General features: G+C 60.7%; 18 protein-coding genes. 6 read left to right on the top strand and 12 right to left on the bottom strand.

Going from position 1 to position 25,435, the window contains the following annotated elements:
- Positions 1 to 136: 136 nt before the first annotated feature.
- The 3 genes from aat to EI291_RS19395 form a co-directional block, all read right to left on the bottom strand.
- The gene (aat, locus tag EI291_RS19405; protein WP_125423946.1) at positions 137 to 808 is read right to left on the bottom strand and encodes a leucyl/phenylalanyl-tRNA--protein transferase; all 672 of its coding nucleotides are present in this window, start codon (positions 806 to 808) and stop codon (positions 137 to 139) included.
- Entirely contained in the window at positions 808 to 1,971 is a 1,164-nt protein-coding gene (locus EI291_RS19400) for an N-acetyl sugar amidotransferase (protein WP_125423945.1), read from the bottom strand. The genes aat and EI291_RS19400 overlap by 1 nt, the downstream gene beginning before the upstream one ends.
- A gap of 90 nt (positions 1,972 to 2,061) precedes the next feature.
- Entirely contained in the window at positions 2,062 to 3,003 is a 942-nt protein-coding gene (locus tag EI291_RS19395; protein ID WP_125423944.1) for a carbon-nitrogen hydrolase family protein, read from the bottom strand.
- Between the two features lie 277 nt (positions 3,004 to 3,280).
- Between EI291_RS19395 and EI291_RS19390 the strand changes: the two genes are divergently transcribed.
- The 3 genes from EI291_RS19390 (at position 3,281) to EI291_RS19380 (ending at position 11,313) form a co-directional block, all read left to right on the top strand.
- Positions 3,281 to 5,911: a valine--tRNA ligase gene (locus EI291_RS19390; protein WP_125423943.1), complete on the top strand. Its 2,631-nt coding sequence runs from the start codon at positions 3,281 to 3,283 to the stop codon at positions 5,909 to 5,911.
- 359 nt (positions 5,912 to 6,270) lie between these two features.
- The gene (locus tag EI291_RS19385; RefSeq protein ID WP_125424012.1) at positions 6,271 to 8,316 is read left to right on the top strand and encodes a S9 family peptidase; all 2,046 of its coding nucleotides are present in this window, start codon (positions 6,271 to 6,273) and stop codon (positions 8,314 to 8,316) included.
- Positions 8,317 to 8,715: 399 nt separating this feature from the next.
- The gene (locus EI291_RS19380; RefSeq protein ID WP_125423942.1) at positions 8,716 to 11,313 is read left to right on the top strand and encodes a TonB-dependent receptor domain-containing protein; all 2,598 of its coding nucleotides are present in this window, start codon (positions 8,716 to 8,718) and stop codon (positions 11,311 to 11,313) included.
- A 179-nt stretch (positions 11,314 to 11,492) separates the two neighbouring features.
- Here EI291_RS19380 and EI291_RS19375 read toward each other — a convergent pair whose 3' ends face one another.
- From EI291_RS19375 to EI291_RS19365, 3 genes are all read right to left on the bottom strand, one after another.
- Positions 11,493 to 11,702 (bottom strand): hypothetical protein, encoded by a 210-nt coding sequence (locus EI291_RS19375; protein WP_125423941.1) that lies wholly within the window; start codon positions 11,700 to 11,702, stop codon positions 11,493 to 11,495.
- 197 nt (positions 11,703 to 11,899) lie between these two features.
- Positions 11,900 to 13,306 carry a dihydrolipoamide acetyltransferase family protein gene (locus tag EI291_RS19370; protein WP_125423940.1) on the bottom strand — a complete coding sequence of 469 codons (1,407 nt, stop codon included), beginning with the start codon at positions 13,304 to 13,306 and terminating at the stop codon, positions 11,900 to 11,902.
- Between the two features lie 365 nt (positions 13,307 to 13,671).
- Positions 13,672 to 14,943: a competence/damage-inducible protein A gene (locus EI291_RS19365; protein WP_125423939.1), complete on the bottom strand. Its 1,272-nt coding sequence runs from the start codon at positions 14,941 to 14,943 to the stop codon at positions 13,672 to 13,674.
- A 99-nt stretch (positions 14,944 to 15,042) separates the two neighbouring features.
- Here EI291_RS19365 and EI291_RS19360 point away from each other — a divergent pair, with 99 nt between their 5' ends.
- Both EI291_RS19360 and EI291_RS19355 read left to right on the top strand, forming a co-directional pair.
- Positions 15,043 to 15,861: a DUF4197 domain-containing protein gene (locus EI291_RS19360; protein WP_125423938.1), complete on the top strand. Its 819-nt coding sequence runs from the start codon at positions 15,043 to 15,045 to the stop codon at positions 15,859 to 15,861.
- 230 nt (positions 15,862 to 16,091) lie between these two features.
- The gene (locus tag EI291_RS19355; protein ID WP_125423937.1) at positions 16,092 to 16,853 is read left to right on the top strand and encodes a DUF4197 domain-containing protein; all 762 of its coding nucleotides are present in this window, start codon (positions 16,092 to 16,094) and stop codon (positions 16,851 to 16,853) included.
- Positions 16,854 to 17,071: 218 nt separating this feature from the next.
- On the opposite strand, the gene EI291_RS19350 is transcribed toward EI291_RS19355, so the two are convergent.
- From EI291_RS19350 to EI291_RS19325, 6 genes are all read right to left on the bottom strand, one after another.
- On the bottom strand, positions 17,072 to 17,431 hold the full coding sequence (locus tag EI291_RS19350) for a hypothetical protein (RefSeq protein ID WP_125423936.1): 360 nt from the start codon (positions 17,429 to 17,431) through the stop codon (positions 17,072 to 17,074).
- A gap of 212 nt (positions 17,432 to 17,643) precedes the next feature.
- Positions 17,644 to 18,276, bottom strand: a complete 633-nt coding sequence (locus EI291_RS19345; protein ID WP_125423935.1) for an ABC transporter ATP-binding protein — start codon at positions 18,274 to 18,276, stop codon at positions 17,644 to 17,646.
- Between the two features lie 105 nt (positions 18,277 to 18,381).
- The gene (gene lpxA / locus EI291_RS19340) at positions 18,382 to 19,182 is read right to left on the bottom strand and encodes an acyl-ACP--UDP-N-acetylglucosamine O-acyltransferase (RefSeq protein WP_125423934.1); all 801 of its coding nucleotides are present in this window, start codon (positions 19,180 to 19,182) and stop codon (positions 18,382 to 18,384) included.
- 99 nt (positions 19,183 to 19,281) lie between these two features.
- On the bottom strand, positions 19,282 to 20,673 hold the full coding sequence (locus EI291_RS19335; protein WP_125423933.1) for a bifunctional UDP-3-O-[3-hydroxymyristoyl] N-acetylglucosamine deacetylase/3-hydroxyacyl-ACP dehydratase: 1,392 nt from the start codon (positions 20,671 to 20,673) through the stop codon (positions 19,282 to 19,284).
- 113 nt (positions 20,674 to 20,786) lie between these two features.
- Positions 20,787 to 21,827 carry a UDP-3-O-(3-hydroxymyristoyl)glucosamine N-acyltransferase gene (lpxD, locus tag EI291_RS19330; protein ID WP_125423932.1) on the bottom strand — a complete coding sequence of 347 codons (1,041 nt, stop codon included), beginning with the start codon at positions 21,825 to 21,827 and terminating at the stop codon, positions 20,787 to 20,789.
- 112 nt (positions 21,828 to 21,939) lie between these two features.
- On the bottom strand, positions 21,940 to 23,169 hold the full coding sequence (locus EI291_RS19325; RefSeq protein ID WP_125423931.1) for an HD domain-containing protein: 1,230 nt from the start codon (positions 23,167 to 23,169) through the stop codon (positions 21,940 to 21,942).
- A gap of 350 nt (positions 23,170 to 23,519) precedes the next feature.
- Between EI291_RS19325 and porX the strand changes: the two genes are divergently transcribed.
- Positions 23,520 to 25,085, top strand: a complete 1,566-nt coding sequence (gene porX, locus EI291_RS19320; RefSeq protein ID WP_125423930.1) for a T9SS response regulator signal transducer PorX — start codon at positions 23,520 to 23,522, stop codon at positions 25,083 to 25,085.
- Positions 25,086 to 25,435 lie beyond the last annotated feature (350 nt).

Here is a 25,435-nt window from a genome sequence, read left to right as displayed (position 1 = left end):
GCGCTAGGCCGCTCCGGTCCGACGGCGCAGCCGTCCGACCGGTTGTCGTCCGGGCCCGGGGCGGTTCCGTTGTTCATATGCCAGCACGCAGCCAGCCGGTCGGACGGCTGCGCCATCGGACCGGAGCGTGGCCGCATCAGGCCGGAAAGCGGAGGGTACGGCCGGCGGCTTGCTCCTGGGATAGTAAGGCCAGAAATTCCTGGCGGCTTACTTCTTCGGCCCCGAGGGCGGCCAGGTGGGGCGTCAGCTGCTGGATATCGAGCAGGCGCGCGCCCTGCTCTAACAACGTATCGGTGAGGGCCAGCAGGGCCAGCTTGGAGGCGTTGGGGCGGAAGTGGAACATACTCTCGCCTGCAAACACGCCCCGTACCGAAACGCCGTACAGGCCGCCAATCAGCTCCGGGCCGTCCCATACCTCCACGCTGTGGGCGTAACCGGCCTGGTGCAGGGCCTTGTAGCCGCGCAGCAGCTGAGGCGTAATCCAGGTGCCATCCTGGCCGGGGCGGGGCTGCTGCCGGCAGGCGCGCATCACCTGCTCAAACGCCTCATTGAAGCTGATGCGCCAAGTGGATTGCCGCTGCACCCGCGCCAGCGTGCGGCCCACGTGCCGGCGCTCCAGCCGCAGAATACCGCGTCGGGGCGGGCAGAACCACGGTAGCACCGGCCAGCCTGGCACCGGCCACGGAAAAATACCGCGGCTGTAGGCCGCCACCAGGTTTTCAACGGTGGCCGACCCGCCGGCCAGTACCAAGCCTTCCAGGGAGTCGTCGGCGGCGGCATCGGGGTCGGCGGGGAAGGGCAGGAGCATTAGGTGCCGCAGTTAAAGTACTTATCGTAGGCCGATTCGGGAATGAGGCGGAACTGGCTCAGGAGCTTGATGGGCCACTTCAGCAGCCGGATCAGCTCGTAGTTGTTGGGGTAGGCGCGGAAGGTTTTGGGTGGTGCGGCCACAATCCCATCGAATTCCTGGCGGGTGAGGCCCAGGCGCTTGATGCACAGGTCGATGACCTTCTGATCCTCAATCTTGTTCACGTGCCGCACCCGTTCCAGGGCTACTTCCCGCGGCATCTGGCCGGAGCGCACCAGGGCCGAGTAGTTGAACAGCCGCCGGTCAATGTTGAACTTGGTGCGGTTGAGGTAGTAGATGACGCTCTGGTACAGGTCGTCGAAGTAGTGGGCTCCCGGGTTCACCCAGTCCAGTTCCCGCTCCAGTAGTTGGTCCACGTCGGCGCGTACGTAGTTCACGTGGTAGAGCAGGGTCACGGTTTTGATGCGGCGGATGAAGGCGTAGTAGAACATTTCCTTAATATCCAGGTGAAAGCCCGGGTCGGCGGGCTTCCAGGGCCGCAGCGGCACCGTGCCGAACTGCTTGTGCACGGCCTTCAGGTACTTGCCGTCGAGGTAGTTCCAGCTCAGCGGGGCAATGCCCTCGGTGCGGAACGACTGCCCGATGACGATGCGCTGGATGCCTTCCTTGGCAGCCACGCCGTACAGGGCGGTGGCAATGCCCACGTCGGTGCCTTCCTCCATATCGGGCACGGAAGCTTTCAGGAAGGCAATTTTCAGGTCCTTGGATTCGCGCCAGTCGGAGGTGATGGTGCGCATTTCCACGCCCAGCTTACGGCAGGCCTTGGTCATGTTTTCGCCGGCCACGGGGTTGCCGAAGCCGTCGTTGAAGTGTACAGCCAGGGGGCGCAGGCCCAGCTTCACAACGCAGTACCAGAGTGTAAATGAGGAGTCCCGGCCGCCGCTCACGCCCAGCACGCAGTCATACTTTTTTCCCTGGCCCAGCTTCTTGATGTCGGCCACCATTTCCTGCACGTGGCGTGCCCCGGCCTCCCCCAGCGGGAAGGCGCGGTCCATCTTGTCGTGCAAGGCACAGAAATTACACTCGCCCGCGGCATCAAAGCGGATACCGGGAACGGTGGTATCCATGATGCAGCGGGTACATTGTTGGTAAGGTTCGGTCATGGTATGCGGAACAGAAGCTGTCAAGAAGGTCAGCTTCTGGAATTAATCTCTGATTAAATTAGGGGTGGAGGGGGCCGGTAAGTCGGTGAATCAGGCCGGCAGCTGGTCGAGCGGGTAGCCCTTGCGCTGCAGCATCTGCCCGATCTGGGTGCCCTGCTCGGGGCGTACGGGCCGGGGCAGGTCGGCTACTACCAAGTCGCCGGCAAACTCGTTGAACGTGCCCCGGGCCCGGATGCCGCTGGCGTCCACGGCCAAAGAGCAGCCCACGCTCTTCTTGCCCTCGTAGGGCCCACCCACAATGTACCCGACGGAGGTAGTGCCCACCACCGACACGTTATAGAGCTGGGCCAGAATGGAGTAGGGCTTGATCCACTTCTCGCGGTAGGGGTCGTGCTCCTCCGTAATGGAGTAGTCCACCGTCCAGGACGAGGGGGAAAGGATGAACTCGGCCCCCATGCGGGCCAGCGTGTGCCCGATGGGCAGGCCGTCGAGGAAGTTATCGGCGCAGATGTTTACCCCGATTTTGCCCAACGGTGTGTCCACCACGTTCAGCGTCTGGCCCACGGCGTAGAAGGGCAGCTCTACTTCCAGCAGGTTAATCTTGTGGTATTTGCAGATGATTTCGCCTTGGGGGTTGATGAGAATGGCGGCGTTGTAGTTGCGGCCATTGGGGGCGCGCTCGGTGAGGCCGGCGCAGAGGTAGAGGTTGTGGCGCAGGGCCGCCTGGCAGAGCCGGTCGGAGTAGGGGCCGGGAATGGGCTGGGCCTCGGTGAGGGCGCTGGGGTGCGTCCAGGCAAAATCCAGGGTTTCGGGCAGCAGCACTACGTCGCACTGTTGGCCGGCGGCCTCGGCAATCATGTGCTCGGCCCGCTCCAGGTTGCGCTCCGGCTCGCCGCCTTCTACCAGCAGCTGGCCCATGCCTACCCGGATGGAGCCGGCGAAAGTGGCCGTGGCCGGAACGGGAGGGACCGGTGCCTGGGCCGCAACGGAAGCCGGGGCAGCAGATGATCTACGGAAGGAAAAAAGAGCCATACGCACGCATCAACTTTAGGAGAGGTGAAACCGGGTAGAACTACTTCAATAGATGCGGAGCGGATAAGCTGGTAAAGCCAATAGTCGAGGTTGAAGCTCCAAAAATAGCGTTTCTGATATTACGAAACCGTTAAGGCCCGCCGAGGGGCTTAAAAACAAGCTTAATCGGCCCCTTTCCGTCGATGGGAAGCTTTGCTTGGCTCCGGTATCCCCCGATTTCCGGCCCCCGCCCGAATTGCCTACTTTTGCGCCCGTATCTGAATAGACTTTCCCGCCGATGTCCATCGCCAAAACCTATACCCCCGCCGACGTTGAAGCCAAATGGTACCAGCGCTGGCAGGAGCAGGGCTTCTTCAAAGCCAAAGCCAACCCCCGCAAGCAGCCTTACACCGTGGTGATTCCGCCGCCCAACGTGACGGGTGTGCTGCACATGGGCCACATGCTCAACAATACCATTCAGGACGTGATGGTGCGCCGGGCCCGCATGCAGGGTAAGGAAGCGTGCTGGGTGCCCGGCACCGACCACGCCTCCATTGCCACCGAAGCCAAGGTGGTGGCGCTGCTGAAGGAGCAGGGCATCGAGAAGAAGGACCTCACGCGGGAGCAGTTTCTGGAGCACGCCTTTGCGTGGAAGGAGAAGTACGGCGGCATCATCCTAGAGCAGCTCAAGCAACTGGGCGCTTCCTGCGACTGGGACCGGACGCGCTTCACGATGGAGCCCGAGCTGACCGAGGCCGTGCTGCGCGTATTCGTGGACCTGCACCAGAAGGGCATGATCTACCGCGGCGTGCGCATGGTGAACTGGGACCCGCTGGGCCAGACGGCCCTTTCCGACGAGGAAGTGATTCCTAAGGACGTGATGGCCAAGATGTACCATTTGCGCTATGAAGTGGTAGGGCAGGAGGGTCAGTTCCTGACCGTGGCTACGTCGCGGCCCGAAACCATCATGGCTGACGTGGCGGTGGCGGTGAACCCTAACGACTCGCGCTATACGCACCTGCACGGGGCGAAAGTGCGGATTCCGCTGTTGGGCCGGGAAATTCCAGTGATTCTGGACGAGTACGTGAGCATCGACTTCGGGACAGGTGCGCTGAAGGTGACGCCAGCGCACGATTTGAACGACTACGAGCTGGGCGTGAAGCATAACCTGCCCGTTATCGACATTCTCAATAACGATGGCACGCTCAATGAGAAAGCCGTGCTGTACGTGGGCCAGGACCGGTTTGCGGCCCGCCGCAACATCGTGAAGGACCTGGAGGAAGCCGGCCACCTGGTGAAGGTGGAGGAGTACGCCAGCATCGTGCAGACCTCGGAGCGCACCAAGGCCGTCATTGAGCCCCGCCTGAGCATGCAGTGGTTCCTGAAAATGGAGCACCTGGCCAAGCCGGCCCTGGACGTGGTGGAAAACGATACCGTGAAGCTGCACCCGGCCAAGTTCAAGAACACCTACCGGGTGTGGATGGAGAACGTGCGCGACTGGTGCATTTCGCGGCAGCTGTGGTGGGGCCAGCAGATTCCGGCCTACTACCTGCCCGACGGCACCTACGTGGTGGCCCTCACCGCCGAGGAGGCCCTGATCCAGGCCCGCGAGCAAAGCGGCAACGCTGACCTGCAGCTCTCGGATCTGCGCCAGGACGAGGACGTGCTGGATACCTGGTTCTCGTCGTGGCTGTGGCCGATTTCGGTGTTTGATGGGTTCAAAGACCCCGACAACGCCGACGTCAACTATTTCTACCCCACCAACGACCTGGTGACGGGGCCGGACATCCTGTTCTTCTGGGTGGCCCGCATGATTATGGCCGGTCTGGAGTACCGCAAGGAGGTGCCCTTCCGCAACGTGTACCTCACCGGCATCGTGCGCGACGCCCAGGGCCGCAAGATGAGCAAGCAGCTCGGCAACTCGCCCGATCCGCTGGACCTCATCAAGCAGTTCGGGGCCGACGGCGTCCGGACCGGCATGCTGTTCTCGGCCCCGGCCGGCAACGACTTGCTCTACGACGAAAAGCTGGTGGAGCAGGGCCGCAACTTCAGCAACAAGCTCTGGAACGCCTTCCGTCTCACCCAGGGCTGGGAGGTGGATGCCGCATTGCCCTTCCCCAACGAGAAGGCCGTGGAGTGGTTCGGAGCCAAGTTGAACGCCACCATTGCCGAGCTGGACGAGCACTTCGAGAAGTTCCGGATGTCGGACGCGCTGATGACGGTGTACAAGCTGGTGTGGGACGACTTCTGCTCGGAGTATCTGGAGATGATCAAACCCGCCTACCAGGCTCCCATCGACCCAGAAACGCTGCGCCTGACCACCGGTTTCCTCGAAACCCTGCTCAAGCTGCTGCACCCGTTCATGCCCTTCATCACCGAGGAAATCTGGCACGAGCTGAAGGAGCGCGGCCCCAAGGAGTACGTGTGCGTGGCTGCCTGGCCCAAGGCCCAGCCCGTAGCGGGTGCCGCCGAGGTGCTGGCCCGCATGGAAAAGGCGCTGGCCATTGTGGGCGGCGTGCGCACCATCCGCAACCAGAAGGGCCTGGGCCCCAACAAGCCCCTGACCCTGGCTGCCAAAACCGACGACGCCCAGCTGCTGACCGATTACGACGGCATCATCCGCAAGCTGGCCGCCCTCACCGAGGTATCGGTAGTGACGGAAGCGCCGGCGGCCTCGGTGGGCTTCGTGGCGGGCGGCGCGGAGTTCTTCGTGCCGCTGGAAGGTCAGATTGACCTCGGGGCCGAGAAGGAGCGCCTGACCAAGGAGCTGGAATACGCCCAGGGCTTCCGCGACTCGGTGCTGAAAAAGCTGGCCAACGAGAAGTTCGTGGCCAATGCCAAGCCCGACCTGGTGGAGCGCGAGCGGCAGAAGCTGGCCGATGCCGAAGCCAAAATCACGGCCCTGGAGCAAAGCCTGGCGGCGCTGTAGCGCGCAGTAATTGCCAAACTAAAAGCTGGTTCCCCTCCTTGGAAAGGAGGGGCCAGGGGTGGATGATGAGCGTCAGAACGATTTTAGAGCTAATTCTAAACGCCGTTCCAACGCAAGGTCAACCACCCCTAGCCCCTCCTTTCCAAGGAGGGGAACTAGCTTTTTAGCTCTAGTCTGGCTTACCGAACCACTCTGCCGTTTTTACGGCCTCTGCCGCCGCCCTTCACAAATTCCCCGTTTCTTTAGCGCATCCTTTTCCCTGGTTGACTTGTTGCGCTATGAATTCCTTATACACCTGGCTCACGGGCGCGGGCCTGCTGCTCAGCGGCGTGGTTTTCGCCCAAAGCACTACTGCCACTATGCCCAAACCTCCCGTTGCGGCTCTCAAGCCCAAAGAACTCAAGTCGCCCTTCGGCACCCGCCTCGACAACTACTACTGGCTCAATGAGCGCGAGAACCCCGAAGTCATCAGCTACCTGAACGCTGAAAACGCTTATTTCGAGCAGCAAATGGCCCCGGTGAAGGGGCTGGAGGAAAAGCTGTTCCAAGAAATCAAGGGCCGCATCAAGGAGCAGGACGAGTCGGTGCCGTACCGGGATAATGGGTACTACTACTACACCCGCTTCGAGGCCGGAGCCGAGTACCCGATTTACTGCCGCAAAAAGGGCAGCCTGAGCGCCAAGGAGGAAATTCTGCTCAACGCCAACGAACTGGGCAAGGGCAAGGCCTACTACCAGATCGGGGGCTTCGAGGTGAGCGACGACAACCAGGTGCTGGCTTACTCCGAGGATGTGGTGAGCCGCCGCCTCTACACGCTGCGCTTCCGCAACCTGCAAACCGGCCAGCTCTACCCCGAGCAGATTCCGAACACCAGCGGCAACGCCGTGTGGGCCGCCGACAACAAAACCGTCTTCTACACCCGCAAGGACCCCGGTACGCTGCTGGACTACCAGCTTTACCGCCACACCCTGGGTACCGACCCCAGCCAGGATCAGCTGGTGTACGAGGAGAAGGACAACACCTTCCGCATCGGGGTGCACCGCTCCAAGTCGCGGCAGTACGTGTTCCTGACCATTGGCAGCACCATGTCGTCGGAGGTGCGGTACGTGGAGGCCGCCAAGCCCACGGCGGCGCTGCAGGTGTTTCTGCCCCGCGAGGCTGACCATCTGTACGAGGTGGAGCACTTTGGTAACGACTTCTACGTGCTGTCCAACGCCGGGGCGCCCAACTTCCGGCTGCTGAAAACGCCGGTGAAGAACACCGCCAAAACGGCCTGGCAGGAGGTTATTGCCCACCGCCCCGACGTGTTCCTGGAAAACATGGAGCTGTTCAAGGACTACCTGGTGCTGGGCGAGCGGAAGGAGGGCCTGCTGCAGCTGCGCGTGATTCGGTGGAAGGACAAGCAGGAGCACTACCTCAACTTCGGGGAGCCCACCTACACGGCCGCCATCAGCATCAACCCCGAGTTTGATACGCCCGTGCTGCGCTACGGCTACTCCTCGCTCACCACGCCCAACTCCACCTTCGACTACGACATGAACGCCCGCAGCAAAAAGCTGCTGAAGGAGCAAACCGTGCTCGGAAGCTTCAAGAAGGAGGATTACGTGACCGAGCGGGTGTACGCCACCGCCACCGACGGTACCAAAATCCCGATGTCCATCGTGTACAAGAAGGGCTTCAAGAAGGACGGCTCGGCCCCGCTGCTGCAGTACGCCTACGGCTCCTACGGCTACTCCATGGATGCCACCTTCAGCGCCGCCCGCCTGAGCTTGCTGGATCGGGGCTTCGCCTACGTCATCTGCCACATTCGGGGCGGGCAGGAAATGGGCCGGCAGTGGTACGAGAACGGCAAGAAGCTCAAGAAGAAAAATACCTTCACCGACTTCACCGACTGCTCCAAATTCCTTATCGACCAGAAATTCACCTCCGCCGATAAGCTGTTTGCCATGGGCGGCTCGGCCGGCGGCCTGCTGATGGGCGCGGTGGTAAACAACCACCCCGAATACTACAAGGGCGTAGTGGCGGCCGTGCCCTTCGTGGACGTGGTGACCACCATGCTCGACGAAAGCATCCCGCTGACCACCGGCGAGTACGACGAATGGGGCAACCCTAACCAGAAGGAGTTCTACGACTACATGCTCTCGTACTCGCCCTACGACCAAGTGAAAGCCCAGGCCTACCCGAACATGCTTGTGACCACCGGCCTGCACGACTCGCAGGTGCAGTACTTCGAGCCGGCCAAGTGGGTAGCCAAGCTGCGCACCGTGAAAACCGACCAGAACCTGCTGCTGCTCCACACCGACATGGCCGCCGGCCACGGCGGGGCTTCGGGCCGCTTCAAATCCATCCACGATACGGCTCGGCAATTTGCCTTTATGCTGCTGTTGCTGGGCGTGAAGGCCTAGCACCAGTAGCGCGCAGCTCCGCTTCGCGCACGAGCGGAGCGAGTAACAGGCGTGTAGTGCTTACGCGTAGGAACTCGCCTGCGGCTCGTGCGCGAAGCGGAGCTGCGCGCTACGACAGAACGCCCCTCCGGTAGCCAGAGGGGCGTTCTGCGTTTCCGGCGGGCTGGAAACCTGATAAATATTCGGGCGTTGGTGCCACCTCAGGGGCAAACTTGCGTCTGTGGCTGCGGTTACTCAGTATTCGCTCGACCTTTCTTCGGGCTCCGCCGCAGAAATCAGCCAATTGGTCGGCTTCGTTTCGGGGGTGAAGCCGCAGAATATAGGTTTGCATCGATACACGGCTTATTGGTCCCTGCGGACCAGTAGCTGGCCGGCTGATAGACGCTTCCCCTCTCGCACATGAAAAAATTATTCCTTCCGATTCTTCTCCTTTCCGGCAGCCACGCGGTGCTAGCCCAAATGCCCGGCGGTATGCCTCCCAACGGGGCCGCGCGTCCGGCTGGCGCAACCCGACCGGCCGGGGCCGGCGGGGCGGCCATAGCTCCGCAGGAAGGAACGGGCCGCATTACCGGTACCGTCACCGACGCTACGTCCAAGCAGCCCGTACCCTTCGCCACGGTGGCCCTGGTGAACCCTGCCACCGGCAAGCCCGTGGATGGCACCGCCGCTGATGACAACGGTAAATTCACCATTCCGCGCATTGGGCCGGGCACCTACACCGTGCAGGTTACCTTCATCGGCTACAAGCAGGTGGAGAAAACCGGTGTGGTGATTACCGATGCCGGCAACACCGTGGCCCTGGGCACCGTGGCCCTGGAATCGTCGGCGCAGGCGCTGGGTGAGGTGCGGGTGGAAGGCCAGCGCAGTTTGGTGGAGGAGAAGGTGGACCGTACCGTGTACAACGCCGAGAAGGACGAAACCACCCGCGGCGGCGACGCCACCGACGTGCTTAAGCGCGTGCCCAACCTCTCGGTGGACCTCGACGGCAACGTGAGTCTGCGCGGCAGCCAGAACATCCGGGTGCTCATCAACAACCGCCCCAGCACCATCTCGGCCAACAGTATTGCCGACGCGCTGAAGCAGATTCCGGCCGACCAGATCAAGACCGTGGAGGTGATTACCTCGCCCTCGGCCAAGTACGACGCCGAAGGCTCGGGCGGTATCATCAACATTGTGACCAAGCAGAACAACCTGCAGGGCTTTACGCTGGATTTGCGCAGCAGCGCAGGCCTGCGCAGCTCCGATTTGGGCCTGAATGCTTCGTACCGGGTAGGCAAGATGGGTTTCTCGCTGGGCGGCGGCGGCCGGGCCCAGTACAATACGCCCGGCTCGTTCCGTAACGAGCAGAGTACCTACGGCATCACCGGCAACGATATTGCCAACCGCCAGCTGCTCACGCGCACCGTGCAGTCGGCCGATACGCGCCAGCAGAACGTGTTCGGGCGCTACTCGCTGGGCTGGGACTACGACATCAACAAGTATAACTTCCTCTCGGCCTCGGTGCAGCTGGGCCTGCGCAACGGCTCCAACTATCAGGACGACCTGGCCTCGCAGACCACGTTTTTCCGGCCGGTGCTGGGCGACTCGCTCACCAACCGCATCAGCAATGTGAAGGTGCTCGACAACTCGAACACCCTGGATGCCACGCTCAACTACACCCGCACCTTCGAGACGCCCCAGCGTGAGTTCAGCCTGCTGGCCCAGTACAGCCGCAACACCCGCACCAACAACTTCACCAACACCACCCTGAGCGGGGAAAACGCCGGCGACTACCGCCGCAACCTCAACGACAGCTACAACCAGGAAATCACGCTGCAGGCCGATTATCAGACGCCCCTGAGCAAAACCCAACTGCTGGAGTTCGGGGCCAAGGACATCATGCGCCGCGTCAACAGCGACTACACCACCTTCCTGAACGGGCAGCGGCAGACCGGCACCACGCTTTCTAACGTGTTCGACTACAACCAGAACATTGCGGCGGCCTACCTCTCGTACACCCAGAGCTTCCTCAAAAGCTACACCCTGAAAGCCGGGGCGCGCTACGAGTACACCACCATCTCGGCCGACTTCCGCACCGAGAATGCGCCCTCCATTCCGTCGTACGGGGTGCTGGTGCCCAGCGTGAACCTCTCACGCAAGCTGGCCAACGGCAACGTGCTCAAAGCCGCTTACAACTACCGGATTCAGCGCCCCTCGCTGCAGTTCCTGAACCCCAACCGGCAGTCGGGCAACCAGCTGCAGTACACGGAGGGTAACCCCGAGCTGAAGCCCGAGTACACCAACAACTTTGAGCTGGGCTACAGCACCTTCATCAAGCAGACCTCGCTGAACTTCTCCACGTTTGCGCGCAACACCAATGGCTCCATCCAGCCGGTGCGCACCCAGGACGGGGCCCTCATCCGGACTACGTACGCCAACATCGGCACCGAAAACGCCTACGGCGGCAGCGTGAATGCCAACGTGAACATCCAGAACAAGCTCACGCTGGGCGGCGGCCTGGATGTGTACTACGCTACCCTGAATAACAACGTATCCGACGTGCTGTACGCGGCCAGCAACCAGGGCTGGGTAGCCAGCGGCCGTCTGATGGGCGGTTACACCTTCACCAAGGGCTGGGGCGTGCAGGCGTTCAGCTTCTACCGCGGCCGGCAGGTGCAGCTGCAGGGCTACCAGGGCGGCTTCGGGGTGTACAGCCTGGGCCTGAAGAAGGACTTTGCCGATAAGAAAGGCAGCATCGGCTTCGGGGCCGATAACTTCTTCACGCCTACCAACAAAATTCGCAGCTCCATCAGTACCCCGGTGCTCGACCAGTACAGCGTGAATGTGCTGCGCCGCTCGGGCTTCCGCGTGAACCTGAGCTACCGCATCGGCAAAATGAGCATGGCCCAGCCCAAGCGCAAACGCTCCATCAACAACGACGACCTGAAAGAAGGCGGCGACGGTGGCAACGGTGCCGGTGCTACGCCCGCCCAAGGCCCCAGCGGCGGCCGGCCCTAGGCAGTGAAATGGTCATTGCGAGGCAGAGCCGAAGCAATCCTTCCTTTGCACAGCACAAAGCCTCAAGCCAACGAAAAGCCCCTGACGTATTCGTACGTCAGGGGCTTTTTGTGTAGGGGGAAAGTCGGGGGCTGCGTGAAAGCCGGATGGCTGCGGGTAATGTGCTTTGAGAGTATTGCCTACCGGCCTACTTTCAGGCTATCAGGCACGGCGCGGCCGCGGGTGGCCTGGGTGAGCTGGTTCTGGAGCTGGAAGTTTACCTGCTCGCAGTCGGAGAAGCGGCGCTGGGCCATTTCCAGGGCGGCCTCCGTGGTGCGCAGGCGCTGGTACAGGAACAGAATCAGGCCCAGGGCAATGAGCAGGGCTACCAAAGGCAGAGTTTTATTCATAACGGGAAGAAAAAATCAACAGCAAGCCAGCAAACAAAACCCGGCCACCGGGCAAAAGTACGGCTTCGCGCCGCAAAAAGGCCCCGCCACGTAACCACGGCGGGGCCTTTTGCATACACTCTAAGCACTAAGCACTAAGCACTAAGCACTAAGCACTAAGCACTAAGCACTAAGCACTAAGCACTAAGCACTAAGCTCTAGATGCTGGTATTGGGGTCGAACTGCTCGAGGTAGTCGGCCACGCGGCGCACGAACATTCCGCCGAGCGAGCCATCCACCACGCGGTGGTCGTAGCTGTGGCTCAGGAACATGAAGTGGCGCACGCCAATCAGGTCACCCTGCGGGGTTTCGATGACGGCGGGCTTCTTCTTGATGGCACCCACGGCCATAATGGCCACTTGCGGCTGCATGATGATGGGCGTGCCCATCACGTTGCCGAACGAGCCCACGTTGGACACGGTGTAGGTGCCGCCTTCCAAGTCCTCGGGCTTGAGCTTGTTGGCGCGGGCCCGGTTGGCCAGGTCGTTTACCTTCTTGCTCAGGCCGTTCAGATTCAGCTGGTCGGCGTTGTGAATCACGGGCACGATGAGGTTGCCGGAGGGTAGGGCCACGGCCACGCCCACGTTGATGTCGCGCTTCTTGATGATGTAGTCGCCCTCAATGGACACGTTGATCATCGGGAAGTCCTGAATGGCGCGGGCAATGGCCTGGATGAAGATGGGCGTGAAGGTGAGATTTTCGCCCTCGCGCTTCTTGTAGGCATCCTTGTGCTTGTTGCGCCAGTTCACGATGTCCGTCACGTCGGCCTCCACGAAGGAGGTAACGTGGGGCGAAATCCGCTTGCTGTCCACCATGCGCTGGGCAATCATCTTGCGCATGCGGTCCATTTCCAGCAACTCCTGGTTGCCGCTGATAGAAGGCACGGCTTTGGCCGTTTGCGACGTGCTGGCGGCGGCAACCGGGGCAGCAGCCGGAGCTGGAGCAGCCGGCGCAGCTACCGGAGCCGGGGCAGCGGGGGCAGCTGCAACCGGGGCCGCAGCAGCGGGTGCGGCGGCCTGGGTCAGCGGCTTCTTGCCGGCGGCTACGTAATCGAGGATGTCTTTTTTGGTAACGCGGCCTTCGCTGCCAGTGCCGGGCAGGTACTCCAGGTCGGCCATCGAAATGCCTTCTTCGCGGGCAATGCTCAGCACCAGGGGCGAGTAGAAACGGCCGGCCTGGGGCTGGGCGGTTACGGCCTGGGCGGCGTTGGCCTGCGGGTCGTGGGCTTCGGGCAGGTAAGGCACGGCAGGCTTCTCGGCGCCGTTGACGGAAGGCGCAGGAGCCTCGGCGGCAGCGGCCGGGGCGGTGGTGCCGGCGCTGGCCGCGTCGGTTTCAATTACGGCAATGGGGGCCCCCACGGCTACTACCTGGCCTTCCTGCACCAGGATTTCCTGGAGTACGCCGGCGTGCAGGGCTGGCACCTCGGTATCCACCTTATCGGTGGCTACTTCCAGCACCGACTCGTCCTGGTCGATGGTGTCGCCTACTTGTTTGAGCCATTTCAGAACGGTGCCTTCCATGATGGATTCGCCCATCTTGGGCATCGTCATTTCCACTCGTGCCATGCGGTTGGGGTAGTTTAGGGAAAAGGGTGGGGGTGGGTTTCGGAGCCCAAAGGTAAGTGAAATGGTGAATGAGGTGGATAGGGGATAAAGTCAAAGAGAAAAAGTAAAAAGTCAAAGCCCTGCCGGGCATCCTGCATGGTGCAGGTAGTAAACCAACAACACGTCATGTAGAGCAGAGCGAAGCATTTGGCCTACTGCCGTTGGCATGCCATTCCTTGGGTCAGCACGCGAGATGCTTCGCTCCGCTCTGCATGACGACCTATAAAGCTGTCAGAAGCCTTGTGGTCAGCACATTTTGAAAAGACCTACAGCCAGCAGGATGCTGGTTTTTTACTTAGACTTCCAATCGGCAGGGCTTTGACCTTTTACTTTTGCTCTTTGACTTCCAACCGCTCCACTTCGAGCCGCAGCAGGTTCAGCGCGGCGGTGGTGGTGTACTCCAGGTTGAGCTGGCGGCCACGATTGAAGCTGATCTGGCGGGTGACGGTGTGGCGGGCGTCGGCGTAGGCAATGCAGATGGTGCCCACGGGCTTGGCGTCGGTGCCGCCGTCGGGGCCGGCAATACCGCTGGTGGCCAGGGCCACATCCACGCCCAGGCGGCGGCGCAGGCCCTCAGCCATTTCGGCCACGGCCGGCTCGCTCACGGCCCCGTGGGCGGCCAGCGTTTCGGCCTTCACGCCCAGCTCCTGCATCTTGATGTCGTTGGAGTAGGCAATGATGCTGCCCTGGTAGTAGCGGGAGCTCCCGGGCACGCTGGTGAGGCGGTGGGCCAGCAGGCCGCCGGTGCAGCTTTCGGCGGTGCCCACCGTGAGGCCCCGCTCGGCCAGCAGGTTGCCCACGGCCGTTTCCAGGTTGATTTCGCCCTCGGCGAAGATATGCTCGCCGAGCAAGGTGCGTAGCTCGGGCAGCAGGGCTTCTATGCGGGCGCGCAGGTCGGGCTGGCCGTCGTCGTGGCCGGTCAGGCGCAGGCGCACGCCGCCCAAAGAGGGCAGGTATGCTAGCTTCACGTTAGCGGGCAGGCGGTTTTCCCAGTCCTCAATGCGCTGGGCCAGGAACGATTCGCCTAGGCCCACCGTCTGCACCACTACGTGCTCAATGGCGGGCGTCTGGAAGTGCTGGCGCAGGCGGGGCAGCACCTCGTCGGTCATCAGCCCTTTCATCTCAAACGGTACGCCGGGCATGCTCACGAACACGGTGCCCTGGTCCTCGAACCACATGCCGGGGGCGGTGCCCAAGGCGTTGTGCAGCACTGTGCAGTTGGCCGGCACCAGGGCCTGCTGGCGGTTTACTTCCAGCATGGGCCGGTTGAAGCGGGCAAAGATGCCTTCCACATGGCGCAGGGTGGGCTCGTGCAGTACCAGCTCGGTGCCGAAGTAGCGGGCCAGCACGTGCTTGGTGAGGTCGTCCTTGGTGGGGCCGAGGCCGCCGGTCATCAGCACCACCTGGGCGCGCTGCCGGGCCAGGTCGAGGGCGGCTACAATTTCGTCGGCCCGGTCGGAGACGCTGGTAATCTGGCGCACGCGCAGGCCCAGTTTGCCCAGCTCCTGGCCCATAAAGGCCGAATTGGTGTCGATGACTTGCCCGTAGAGCAGCTCGTCGCCAATAGTCATGATTTCAACGTCGGGAATGAGGGGCATGGGGAGAAGGTTAGGTAGAGTAGCGGATTTGGCGCAATATTGGCACCTCGCCCGCTAACAACGCCACACTGGCGTCTGGGTTTACCTGATTTTTTCCGTATGACTCCCCTCCGTACCCTCGCGCTGGGCCTCACGCTCACGCTGGCCACCGCCCAGCTAGCCGCCGCCCAAACCAAAACTACCACGAAAAAGACCACTACGACCACCAAGAAAACCACCCCGGTCAAGAAAACGACGCCTGTCAAAAAGACCACGACTACCACCAAAGCCACCGCCGCTACCAAAGTAATAGCGCCCGTAGTCGTGCCTCTCACGGCCGATGAAGCCACCGGCGGCCTGCGCGAGGCCCTCACCCAGGCCGTTACCAAAGCCGTGGCCCAGGGCGGCGAAACCGACGGCTTCAACGCCAACGCCGACATCCGCATTCCGTTCCCGCCCGAGGCCGAGCTGGTGGCCGCCACGCTGCGCAAGCTGCGGGCCGGGGCATTGGTCGATAATTTTGAAGTGGCCCTGAACCGTGCCGCCGAAACGGCCGCCGGCCAAGCCAAGCCCATCTTCCTGAACGCGGTGCAGAACCTGAGCCTGCAGGATGCCCTCACGCTGGCCACCAGTAAGGAGTCGGACGCAGCTACCACGCTGCTCTACGAGAAAACCGCCGCCGACCTGCGCACGGCCTTCCAGCCCACGGTGCAGCAGTCGTTGGAGCAAACCGGAGCCACCAAGCTCTACGCCGAAATGGTAGCCCGCTACAACAAGATTCCGCTCGTCACGCCCCTCAACCCCCAACTGGTACCCTACGCCACCGAAAAAACCGTGGATGGCCTGTTCGCCCTCATGGCCGCCGAGGAAGGCCGCATCCGCGCCAACCCCGCCGCCCAGGGCAGCGCCCTGCTCAAGCGCGTTTTCGGCGGGAAGTAGGTTGAGGAGGATGTAAAGCTCAAAGTTTCGCCTGTCATCCTGAGCGGAGCGAAGGACCTTATCACGTTGAAATGGCTGTTTGAACTACTCGTTCTTGAGTAATAAGGTCCTTCGCTCCGCTCAGGATGACAGCGCCGCTTTCACTTCCCTCTTTGACTTTCCACTCTCTCAAAAGTGGTCCGGTTTCTGCAAAAGTGCCGGCAGTACCTTTGCCGCTCATTCCTTCTGCTATGAACTACCGCCGTTTTTTCGCGTTGCCCGTTGTGCTGCTGGGGCTGCAGCTTTCTGCCGCCGCGCAGGTGAAGTTCCCGAAGCTGGGGGATATTCTCAAAACCACCCTGCCCAAAACCACTACCTCCCCAACCGGCAGTACCGGCACCGGCAGCCTCACGCAGCAGGAGGCCGCTCAGGGCCTGCGCGAGGCGCTCTCGCAGGGCGTCAGCAAAGGTACCGACCAGGCTTCCAAGCAGGACGGCTTCTACCTGAACCGGCTGATCCGGATTCCATTCCCCGCCGATGCCCAGCGCGTGGCCAACACGTTGCGCTCCATCGGGCTGGGCAGCCAGGTAGACCGGTTTGAGCTGACGCTGAACCGGGGCGCGGAGGATGCGGCCAAGAGCGCCAAACCCATCTTTCTGGCGGCCATCAAAAGTCTCACCTTTAAGGACGTATGGGGCATCCTGACCGGAGAGAAGGACGCCGCCACCAACTACCTCAAGCGCACCACCACCGAGCAGCTCACCACGGCCTTCCGGCCCATCATCCAGCAGAGCCTCGATAAAGTAGGAGCCACCCGCTACTACACCGACCTGACCACCCGCTACAACCGCATTCCGCTGGTAACGCCCGTGCAGACCGACCTCAACCAGTACGCCACCGGCAAAGCCATCGACGGCCTGTTCACGCTGGTGGCCCAAGAGGAGGCCAACATCCGCGAAAACCCCGTTGCCCGCACCACCGAAATCCTGCGCCGCGTCTTCGGCCGTAAATAAGCACGATAGTAGTGCAAACTGTGTAGTCCGCGCCCCAGAATGATAATCGTTCAAACGGTGCGGGGACGCGAACTACAAAGTTCGCGCTATTGCTTACACCAAAAAGGCCCGTTTTCCGGCAGGAAGACGGGCCTTTTTGGTGGGTGCCTGTGAAGGAATGTGAGCAATATGCATTTCGCACATTGCTCACATTCCAGTCACATTCACCACATTAAGCATTAGTAGTCGTCGTAGTCGGAGTTGCGGCGGCTGTTGCGGGAGCTGCCGCTGCTGCCGTACTCGTCGGTGTCGTCGTCGGAGAAGTCGTCGTCGTCGAGGTCGTCGAGGGAGCTGAAGCCGTTGCTGCCGTCGGGGTCTTCGGTGGCTTCGGCGGTGGCGTACTCGTCTTCCGTCATGTTGGCCAGGTCCAGGGCCTCATCGTGCGAGGAGCCGGTGTCGCGCCACATCAGGTAATCGGCGTACTTGGCCGAAAGCTGGTCTTCGGAGTTGCCACGGGTAGCACTGCCGCCGGTAGCGGCAAAGTTATCTAGCTCATCGTCATCGAAGAGGTCGTCGTCGAGGTCGTCGTGTTGTCTCATGGCCTTGCTAGGGGCGGTAAAGAGTGAAAAATTCGAGGTGAAAGCGGGGCTGCGTTTCGGCTGCGAAGATACGTACCGGAGGCTTCCAAAGGTTGCAGCATCTGCCGGAGAAGAAGCCGCCAGCCCGGTATTCTGAGCCAGCAGGCTGATTGTCAACGGCCGTTTTTAGGTCCGGTGCAAACTAAAAATACGCAGTTCACTGCAAAATCCGGCTACCGGGCCGCGCGGGCCCCGAAATCGGTAATGTTGAGCTGCTCGGTGCAGAAGTCGTACTCCTCGGGCACGTTGCTGGATACTAGCACCGTGCGACCGGCCAGGGTGGCGCGCACGTGCTCCAGGTACCAGGCCACGCCGGTCCGGTCGAGGTTGGTGGTGGGCTCGTCGAGCAGTAGCAGGGGGGCGTCGGCGTAGAGGGCCAGGGCCAGCTTGAGTCGCTGCTTCATGCCGCTGGAAAAGTCGCGCACCAGCTTGTGGCGGGATTTCTCCAGGTACATCAGCGTAATCAGCTCCTCGGCCGAGAGGCCCGGCCGCAGCGGCTTAAAGCGGGTATGAAACCGGATCAGCTCGGTGAGGGTCAGCTCCTCAATCAGCTCCAGGTAGGGCGCGGCGTAAGCTAGGCGAGCGGGCACATCCTCAACGGCAACAGCCTGCCCCTGCAGCTCGTACACCAGGGTACCCGCCGTGGGCAGCAGCTGGCCCGACAGTGTGTTGAGCAGCGTGCTTTTGCCCGCACCGTTGGGCCCCAGAATGGCCGTGGCTGTACCCGCCCGAAACGTGTGCGTCAGGTCCCGGAAAATCCATTCCCGGGCAAACCGCTTGCTCAGGCCCGTGGCGGTAATCTGCATTTTTTAGAGCTTAGAAAGAAGAGCTTAGAGCTTAGCTCATGTTCTGGTGCACGTTGTGCAGAACGTAAGCCAAGCTCTAAGCTCTGAAAATCTTGTTTCTACAACCTATTCCCCGCCGCCGCTGGTGCCGCGGGAGTAGCCTTTGATAACGCCGCGGCCGGAGTTGCGGATGAAGTTCACCACCTCGTCGCGCTCCGGGGAAGGGGCCAGCTCCAGCTCAATCTGGTCGAGGGCGGCGGCGTTGTTAAGGCCGCTCAGGAACAGCAGACGGTAGAGCTGCTGAATTTCGGCAATCTTCTGGTCGGAGAACCCGCGGCGGCGCAGCCCGATGCTGTTAATACCCACGTAGGTGAGCGGCTCGCGGCCGGCCTTCACGAAGGGCGGCACATCCTTGCGGATCAGAGAGCCGCCCGAAATCATGGCGTGGGCCCCGATGTGCACGAACTGGTGGATGGCCGACGACCCGCCCACAATGGCGTAATCCCCGATTTCCACGTGGCCCGCCACCTGCACCGTGTTGGCCAGAATGCAGTTGTCGCCAATTACACAGTCGTGGGCCACGTGCACGTAAGCCATCAGCAGGCAATTGGCCCCAATAACGGTTTTGAGCTTGTCCACGGTACCGCGGTTCACCGTCACGCACTCCCGGATTACGGTGTTGTCGCCGATGTGCACGGTGGTTTTCTCGCCGGCAAACTTCAGGTCTTGGGGCTGGGCCGCAATAACGGCCCCCGGGAAAATCTTGCAGTTTTTGCCAATGCGCGCCCCCGCCATGATGGTAACGTTGGGCCCAATCCAGGTGCCTTCCCCGATTTCCACATCCTTGTCGATGGTGGTGAAGGGTTCCACTACCACGTTCTGGGCAATCTTGGCTTCGGGGTGAATATAGGCGAGCGGCTGGTTCATTCTTTTCAATTAAAAATTAAAAATTAAGAATTAAAAGCTGAAGCAAATGGGGCTTAACGAGTTGATTAAGAGCCATTTTTAATTCTTCATTTTTAATTTTTAATTCTTTTTCACGATGCTGGCCGACATTTCGGCTTCCATGACCACTTTGCCGTTGACGAAGGCTTTTCCGCTCATTTTGGCGATGCCGCGCTTGATGGGGGCCGTCAGCTCGCATTTGAACAGAATCGTGTCGCCGGGTTTAACCATCCGCCGGAAGCGACAGTTTTCGATGCCCAGGAAATACGTCCAGTAGTTTTCGGGGTCGGGCACGGTGTTCAGTACCAGAATGCCGCCGGTCTGGGCCATGGCCTCAATCTGCAACACGCCGGGCATCACGGGGTTGCCGGGGAAGTGGCCGGTGAAAAACTGCTCGTTGAAGGTCACGTTTTTCACGCCCGTCACCGTGGTTTCATCCAGATGGATGATTTTGTCGATGAGCAGGAAGGGGTAGCGGTGGGGCAGGGTGGCGGCAATCTTGTTGATGTCCATCACCGGCTCGCGGGCGGGGTCGTACACCGGCACCGGGCTGGTGTGGGCCTCCATCATCTTCTTCTTGATGCGCTTGGCAAATGCCACGTTGGCCGCGTGGCCAGGCCGGGCGGCCAGAATCTGACCCTTCAGCGGGCGGCCTACCAGGGCCAGGTCGCCTACCAAATCGAGGAGTTTGTGGCGGGCGGGCTCGTTCTTGTAGCGCAGGTCCACGTTGTTGAGGATGCCTTCTTTCTTCACGGCCACCTTGGGCTTGCCCAGCATGGTGGCCAGCTCGTCCAGCTCCTCGTCGCTCACCACGCGGTCAACCACCACAATGGCGTTGCTCAAATCACCGCCTTTGATGAGGTTTGATTTGTAGAGGGCCTCCAGCTCGTGCAGAAAGCAGAACGTGCGCGACGATGCAATTTCGGAGGTGAACTGGTCGATGTGGGTGAGGGAGGCGTGCTGGGAGCCCAGCACCGGCGAGTTGTAGTCCACCATCACCGTGAGGCGGTAGGAGTTCAGCGGCAGGCCGGCAATTTCCACGGCCCGGGCGTTGTCCACGTAGCGGATTTCGTCGGGAATCTCAAAGTAGTTGCGCAGCGCGTTCTGCTCCTCCAGGCCCGCTTCCATCAAAGGTTTGATGAACTCGTAGCTGCTGCCGTCCATGATGGGCGGCTCGGGGCCATCGAGCTGAATCAGCACGTTATCAATCTGCAAGCCTACCAGGGCCGCCAGCGTGTGCTCCACCGTGTTGATGCGGGCACCGTTCTGCTCGATGGTGGTGCCGCGGGAAAGGTCCACTACGTTGTCCACGTCGGCATCCACGATGGGCTGGCCGGGCAAATCCACGCGCTGAAACTTGTAGCCGTGGTTGATAGGGGCCGGGCAAAACGTCATGGTGGCCTGTACGCCCGTGTGCAGGCCGATGCCGCTCACAGTCACGGGGGCCTTGATGGTATGTTGCTTGTCGTTCATTTTCTGAGTTGTCAGTTGCCAGTTGCCAGTTGCCAGTTGTCAGGTCATCGGGGGAAAACAGGATGGCCTGACAACTGGCAACTGGCAACTGACAACTCAAATAGACTGCAAAGCTAGGGCTTTTCCGTTGCGCTTTGGGCACGCTCCAGCTGAGTAAGGCGGCGCTCCAGGTCGGGCAGGTGGCGGAAGATGGCGTTGGCGCGCAGACTGTCGCGCAGCTGGAAGGCGGGGGAGCCCTGCAGCAGAATGCCTTCTTCCTTGATGGATTTGCCCACGCCCGACTGGGCCGTAACGGTAGTGCGGTTGGCCAGGCTCAGGTGGCCGGCAATGCCCGTCTGGCCGGCCAGCACGCAGAAGTCACCGATTTTGGTGGAGCCCGAAATGCCCGTCTGGGCCGCTACTACTGTGTGGCGGCCAATTTCTACGTTGTGGGCAATCTGCACGAGGTTGTCAATCTTGGCTCCCTCGCGGATGACGGTGGAGCCCATGGTGGCGCAGTCGATGGTGGCGTTGGCCCCGATGCTCACGTTGTCCTGCAGTACCACGTTGCCAATCTGCGGAATGGTGCGGTAGGAGCCGTCGGGCTGGGGCGCGAAGCCGAAGCCATCGGAGCCGATAACGGCCCCGGCGTGAATGGTGCAGCGGTTGCCGATGACGGTTTCGGCGTAGATTTTAGCCCCGGCGTAGAGAATGGTGCCGTCGCCAATCTTCACCCGGTCGCCGATGAACACGTGGGGGAAAATCACCACGTCCTGCCCAATTTCGCAGTTCTCACCGATGTAGGAAAAGGCCCCGCGGTAGTGGTTCTCGCCGATGCGGGCGCTGGCGGCCATGTAGGCTGGCTCCTCCACGCCGCGCTTGCCGGTGCGCGTGGCCTGCTGGTAGAATTCCAGCAGCGTGGTGAAGCTGGTATAGGGGTCATCTACCCGGATGAGGGCCGCTGTAGTGGGCTGGCGCAGCTCCAGGGTGCGACTCACAATCACGGCCGTGGCCCCAGTGGTGTAGAGGTGGTGCTCGTACTTGAGGTTGGCCAGAAACGACAGGGAGCCGGCCTGGCCCTCTTCAATCTTGGCAAGTCGGTCAATGCGCTGAGTGGCGTCGCCTTCAACTGCTCCGCGCAGCACTTCTGCTATCTGGCCTACGGTAAATTCCATCGGGCAAAAGTAGAAAATAATAGGGGTTGGTGCTTAGTGCTTAGTGCTTAGAATCGGGCAAGGAGGTCTGGCCGAACAAACTAGGCACTAAGCACCAAGCACTAAGCACTGCTTACAGAATCTCCTTCGGGTAGCAGATGTAGTGCTTTTCCACGCGCTGGCTGATGGCCCGGATGTTGGGCAAGTCGGAGGCTTCGGCCACATTGACTACCCGGCCGCTTTTGGTGAGCACGTCAATCGGGTCCTGCCCGCCGATGTCGTAGGCGTTGTTGCTGATGCGGCCGGTGAGCATGAGCTGGGCGGCATCGGCGTGGGGCAGGCGGAAATGCTCGGCAATCAGGTCCACGATGCCCAGCTGAAACTCCTCGTCGAATGGCTCGGTCTGGAGCGTGATTTTGAACAGGTGCCTATCGAGCAGGCTTTGAGCCAGGTAGTTGAGCACCTTGTCGGGGTGGTCGGCCCAGAGCTTCACTGCGCCCCACACGTCGGTATCGTCGAGGCGGGTGAAGCGGCGCAGAATCTGGTCGTCGTTTTCGAACTCCTGCTGCGTGACGTTGCGCGAGAGGAAAAAGTGCAGGTTGGGGGAGGCTGGCACCTGCACGCCCGCCCGCACCAAATCCCGGGCCCGCTCCATAATCCGAATCACCATCTGCTCGGCCGATGTAACGGTTTTGTGCAGGTACACCTGCCAGTACATCAGCCGGCGGCTTACCAGAAAATTCTCAATGCTGTACACCGCTTTTTCTTCCAACACCAGTTTTTCGTCCACTACCGTCAGCATCTTAATCAGCCGGTCGGCGCCGGGGCGGCCTTCCTGCACGCCGGTATAAAACGAGTCCCGGTTCAGGTAATCCAGCCGGTCCATATCCAGCTGGCTGCTTACCAGCTGGTGGAAAAACGGCCGGTCGTAGGTGCCTTCAAAGATGGCAATTGCCAGATCGAGGGCTCCGCCAAACTGGGCGTTGAGCTTCCGCATGAGGTGCAGACTGATGGCTTCATGGTGCACATCATCAAAAATGCTGCGCTCCAGGGCGTGGGAGAGGGGGCCGTGGCCGATGTCGTGCAGCAGAATGGCCGCCATGGCGGCCTCACCTTCCTTGGCCGAAATCTTCACGCCTTTGTCCTTGAGCGTGCGCAAAGCCAGCGTCATCAGGTGCATGGCCCCCAGGGCGTGGTGAAAGCGCGTGTGCAGCGCCCCCGGGTACACAAACATGGTGAGGCCCAGCTGCTGAATCCGGCGCAGGCGCTGGAAATAGGTGTGCTCAATCAGGTCAAACAACAGCTCCGTGGGGATGGTGACAAAGCCATACACCGGGTCGTTGAAGATTTTCTTTTTATTCATGAGAAGGAGAGAAACCGGGGCCTGGAAACCAGCCAAAACCCAGCGAAAAGGAACGGGAAAGTAGGTTCTGTGTTGTTACTACACCAGTTCGCCCCGATTAAGGGCCGGATCAACGCCCGGTGAAGTCGACATTTTTCGGCTACTTTACCGCCGAGTTGGGGCGAAGTATAGGACGGCGCGAATTTTTTAAATCAAAAACTACGGATTGGGAGTAAAGCTACTTACGAAACTTCAGTTGCATTTTGCAGCCACTACTTGCAGCTACTGCGCAGGAACTGGTATCTGTATTTCGTGAAGTGCGTTTAATGACGCGCCGGGTAGTGCCCGGTGCTACACCCCAAGTTCCCCCTATGCAACAATACAGCATACTCTGGGCCGATGATGAAATCGACCTGCTGAAGCCCCACATTCTGTTTCTCAAAGACAAAGGCTACGAGGTAACCGGCGTAAACTCCGGGGCCGATGCCATTGAGGAAATTCAGGAAAAGACCTACGACATCGTATTTCTGGATGAGAACATGCCCGGCCTGACCGGCCTGGAAACCCTCACCGAAATCAAAGCCGTGCGCCCCACCGTGCCCGTGGTCATGATTACCAAGAGCGAGGAAGAGCACATCATGGAATCGGCCATCGGGGCCAAAATTGCCGACTACCTCATCAAGCCCGTCAACCCGAACCAGATTCTGCTGTCGGTGAAAAAGGTGCTCGACAACAAGCGCCTCGTCAGCGAAGCTACCAACAGCGGCTACCAGCGCGACTTCCGCCAGCTGGGCATGCAGCTCTCCGACCGGCTGTCGGCCTCGGAGTGGGCTGATGTGTACAAGAAGCTGGTGTACTGGGAGCTGGAAATCAACGAGACGGAGGGCAAGAGCATGGCCGAAGTCTTCAACATGCAGAAGGACGAGGCCAACACGTATTTCGGCCGCTTTATCACGGAGAACTACGAAGACTGGGTGAACGGCGACGAAGATGCCCCGCTCATGTCGCACCAGCTGTTTAAGGAGCGTGTGTTCCCGATGCTGAAGGATACCGGCGACACGCCCGTGTACTTCCTGCTCATCGACAACCTGCGCTACGACCAGTGGAAGGTACTCGAGCCTATCATTGCCGAGCTGTTCACCGTTGATTCGGAGGAAACCTACTATTCTATTCTGCCCACCACCACGGCTTACGCGCGCAATGCCATCTTCTCGGGCATGATGCCGGGCGAAATCCAGAAGAAGTATCCCAACCTGTGGGTGTGGGACGACGACGACGAAGGCAAGAACATGCACGAGGCCGAGTTCATGGAAATCATGTTCCAGAAGGCCAACCAGAAGCACAAGTTCAGCTACAACAAGGTCACCAACCTGCAGGCCGGCAAAGACCTGCTGGGCAAAATGGCCAACCTGCACAACAACTACAAGTGCAACGTCATCGTCTACAACTTCGTGGACATGCTCAGCCACGCCCGCACCGACATGGCCATGATCCGGGAGCTGGCGGCCGATGAGTCGGCGTACCGCAGCATCACCAAATCGTGGTTCCTGCACTCGCCGCTGTACGAGATGCTCCAGCAGATTTCGGAGCGCAAGGGCAAGCTCATCATCACCACCGACCACGGCACCATCCGGGTGAAGCGGCCCTACAAGATTGTGGGCGACCGGAACACGAACACCAACCTGCGCTACAAGCACGGCAAGAACCTGGGCTTCGATGACTCCCGCGACGTGTACACCGTGCGCAAGCCGGAGCGCATCTTCCTGCCCCGCGAAAACGTGAGCACCGCCTACGTATTCACCGTGGGCGACTACTTTTTCGCCTACCCCAACAACTACAACTACTACGTGAACTACTATAAGGACACGTTCCAGCACGGCGGTATTTCCCTGGAGGAATGCATTATCCCGTACGTGGTGCTCAGCCCGAAAGGGTAGATGTGTAGCAGCTTACAAAACAGAGAAGGCCGGTCAGTTGACCGGCCTTCTCTGTTTTCTGGTGGTTACGCTGGCACGGGGTGTAGTAATAATGACAACTCCATTCCAAGTATTCGGGCCAAAAAGCTTTGCAGCCTTTTTCGGTTGTATCACCTGAAGCTGATAGATGCTATCTGATGGAAAATCCTGTATCTGGAATGACGCAGGCTGCAAGATGCCGTTTACTATAGCGGATTCATGAACGGTGTAGCTGCCGTCGCCTAGCGTACGTAAGCAGGTATATGCAAGCGTATTCGATGGATTTGCGCCAGCGCGTGGCGCAGGCGCTGACTGAGCCCGGAGCCCGGCAG

It is taken from the genome of Hymenobacter rigui (genome assembly GCF_003944715.1).
In the GTDB taxonomy this organism is placed as follows: Bacteria; Bacteroidota; Bacteroidia; order Cytophagales; family Hymenobacteraceae; genus Hymenobacter; species Hymenobacter rigui.
This window is presented reverse-complemented; position numbering and strand designations above follow the sequence as displayed.

Coding starts and splice junctions, on each gene's coding strand:
- aat (WP_125423946.1), bottom strand. CDS start 808: ATGCTCCTGCCCTTCCCCGCCGACCCCGATGCCGCCGCCGACGACTCC.
- EI291_RS19400 (WP_125423945.1), bottom strand. CDS start 1,971: ATGACCGAACCTTACCAACAATGTACCCGCTGCATCATGGATACCACC.
- EI291_RS19395 (WP_125423944.1), bottom strand. CDS start 3,003: ATGGCTCTTTTTTCCTTCCGTAGATCATCTGCTGCCCCGGCTTCCGTT.
- EI291_RS19390 (WP_125423943.1), top strand. CDS start 3,281: ATGTCCATCGCCAAAACCTATACCCCCGCCGACGTTGAAGCCAAATGG.
- EI291_RS19385 (WP_125424012.1), top strand. CDS start 6,271: ATGCCCAAACCTCCCGTTGCGGCTCTCAAGCCCAAAGAACTCAAGTCG.
- EI291_RS19380 (WP_125423942.1), top strand. CDS start 8,716: ATGAAAAAATTATTCCTTCCGATTCTTCTCCTTTCCGGCAGCCACGCG.
- EI291_RS19375 (WP_125423941.1), bottom strand. CDS start 11,702: ATGAATAAAACTCTGCCTTTGGTAGCCCTGCTCATTGCCCTGGGCCTG.
- EI291_RS19370 (WP_125423940.1), bottom strand. CDS start 13,306: ATGGCACGAGTGGAAATGACGATGCCCAAGATGGGCGAATCCATCATG.
- EI291_RS19365 (WP_125423939.1), bottom strand. CDS start 14,943: ATGCCCCTCATTCCCGACGTTGAAATCATGACTATTGGCGACGAGCTG.
- EI291_RS19360 (WP_125423938.1), top strand. CDS start 15,043: ATGACTCCCCTCCGTACCCTCGCGCTGGGCCTCACGCTCACGCTGGCC.
- EI291_RS19355 (WP_125423937.1), top strand. CDS start 16,092: ATGAACTACCGCCGTTTTTTCGCGTTGCCCGTTGTGCTGCTGGGGCTG.
- EI291_RS19350 (WP_125423936.1), bottom strand. CDS start 17,431: ATGAGACAACACGACGACCTCGACGACGACCTCTTCGATGACGATGAG.
- EI291_RS19345 (WP_125423935.1), bottom strand. CDS start 18,276: ATGCAGATTACCGCCACGGGCCTGAGCAAGCGGTTTGCCCGGGAATGG.
- lpxA (WP_125423934.1), bottom strand. CDS start 19,182: ATGAACCAGCCGCTCGCCTATATTCACCCCGAAGCCAAGATTGCCCAG.
- EI291_RS19335 (WP_125423933.1), bottom strand. CDS start 20,673: ATGAACGACAAGCAACATACCATCAAGGCCCCCGTGACTGTGAGCGGC.
- lpxD (WP_125423932.1), bottom strand. CDS start 21,827: ATGGAATTTACCGTAGGCCAGATAGCAGAAGTGCTGCGCGGAGCAGTT.
- EI291_RS19325 (WP_125423931.1), bottom strand. CDS start 23,169: ATGAATAAAAAGAAAATCTTCAACGACCCGGTGTATGGCTTTGTCACC.
- porX (WP_125423930.1), top strand. CDS start 23,520: ATGCAACAATACAGCATACTCTGGGCCGATGATGAAATCGACCTGCTG.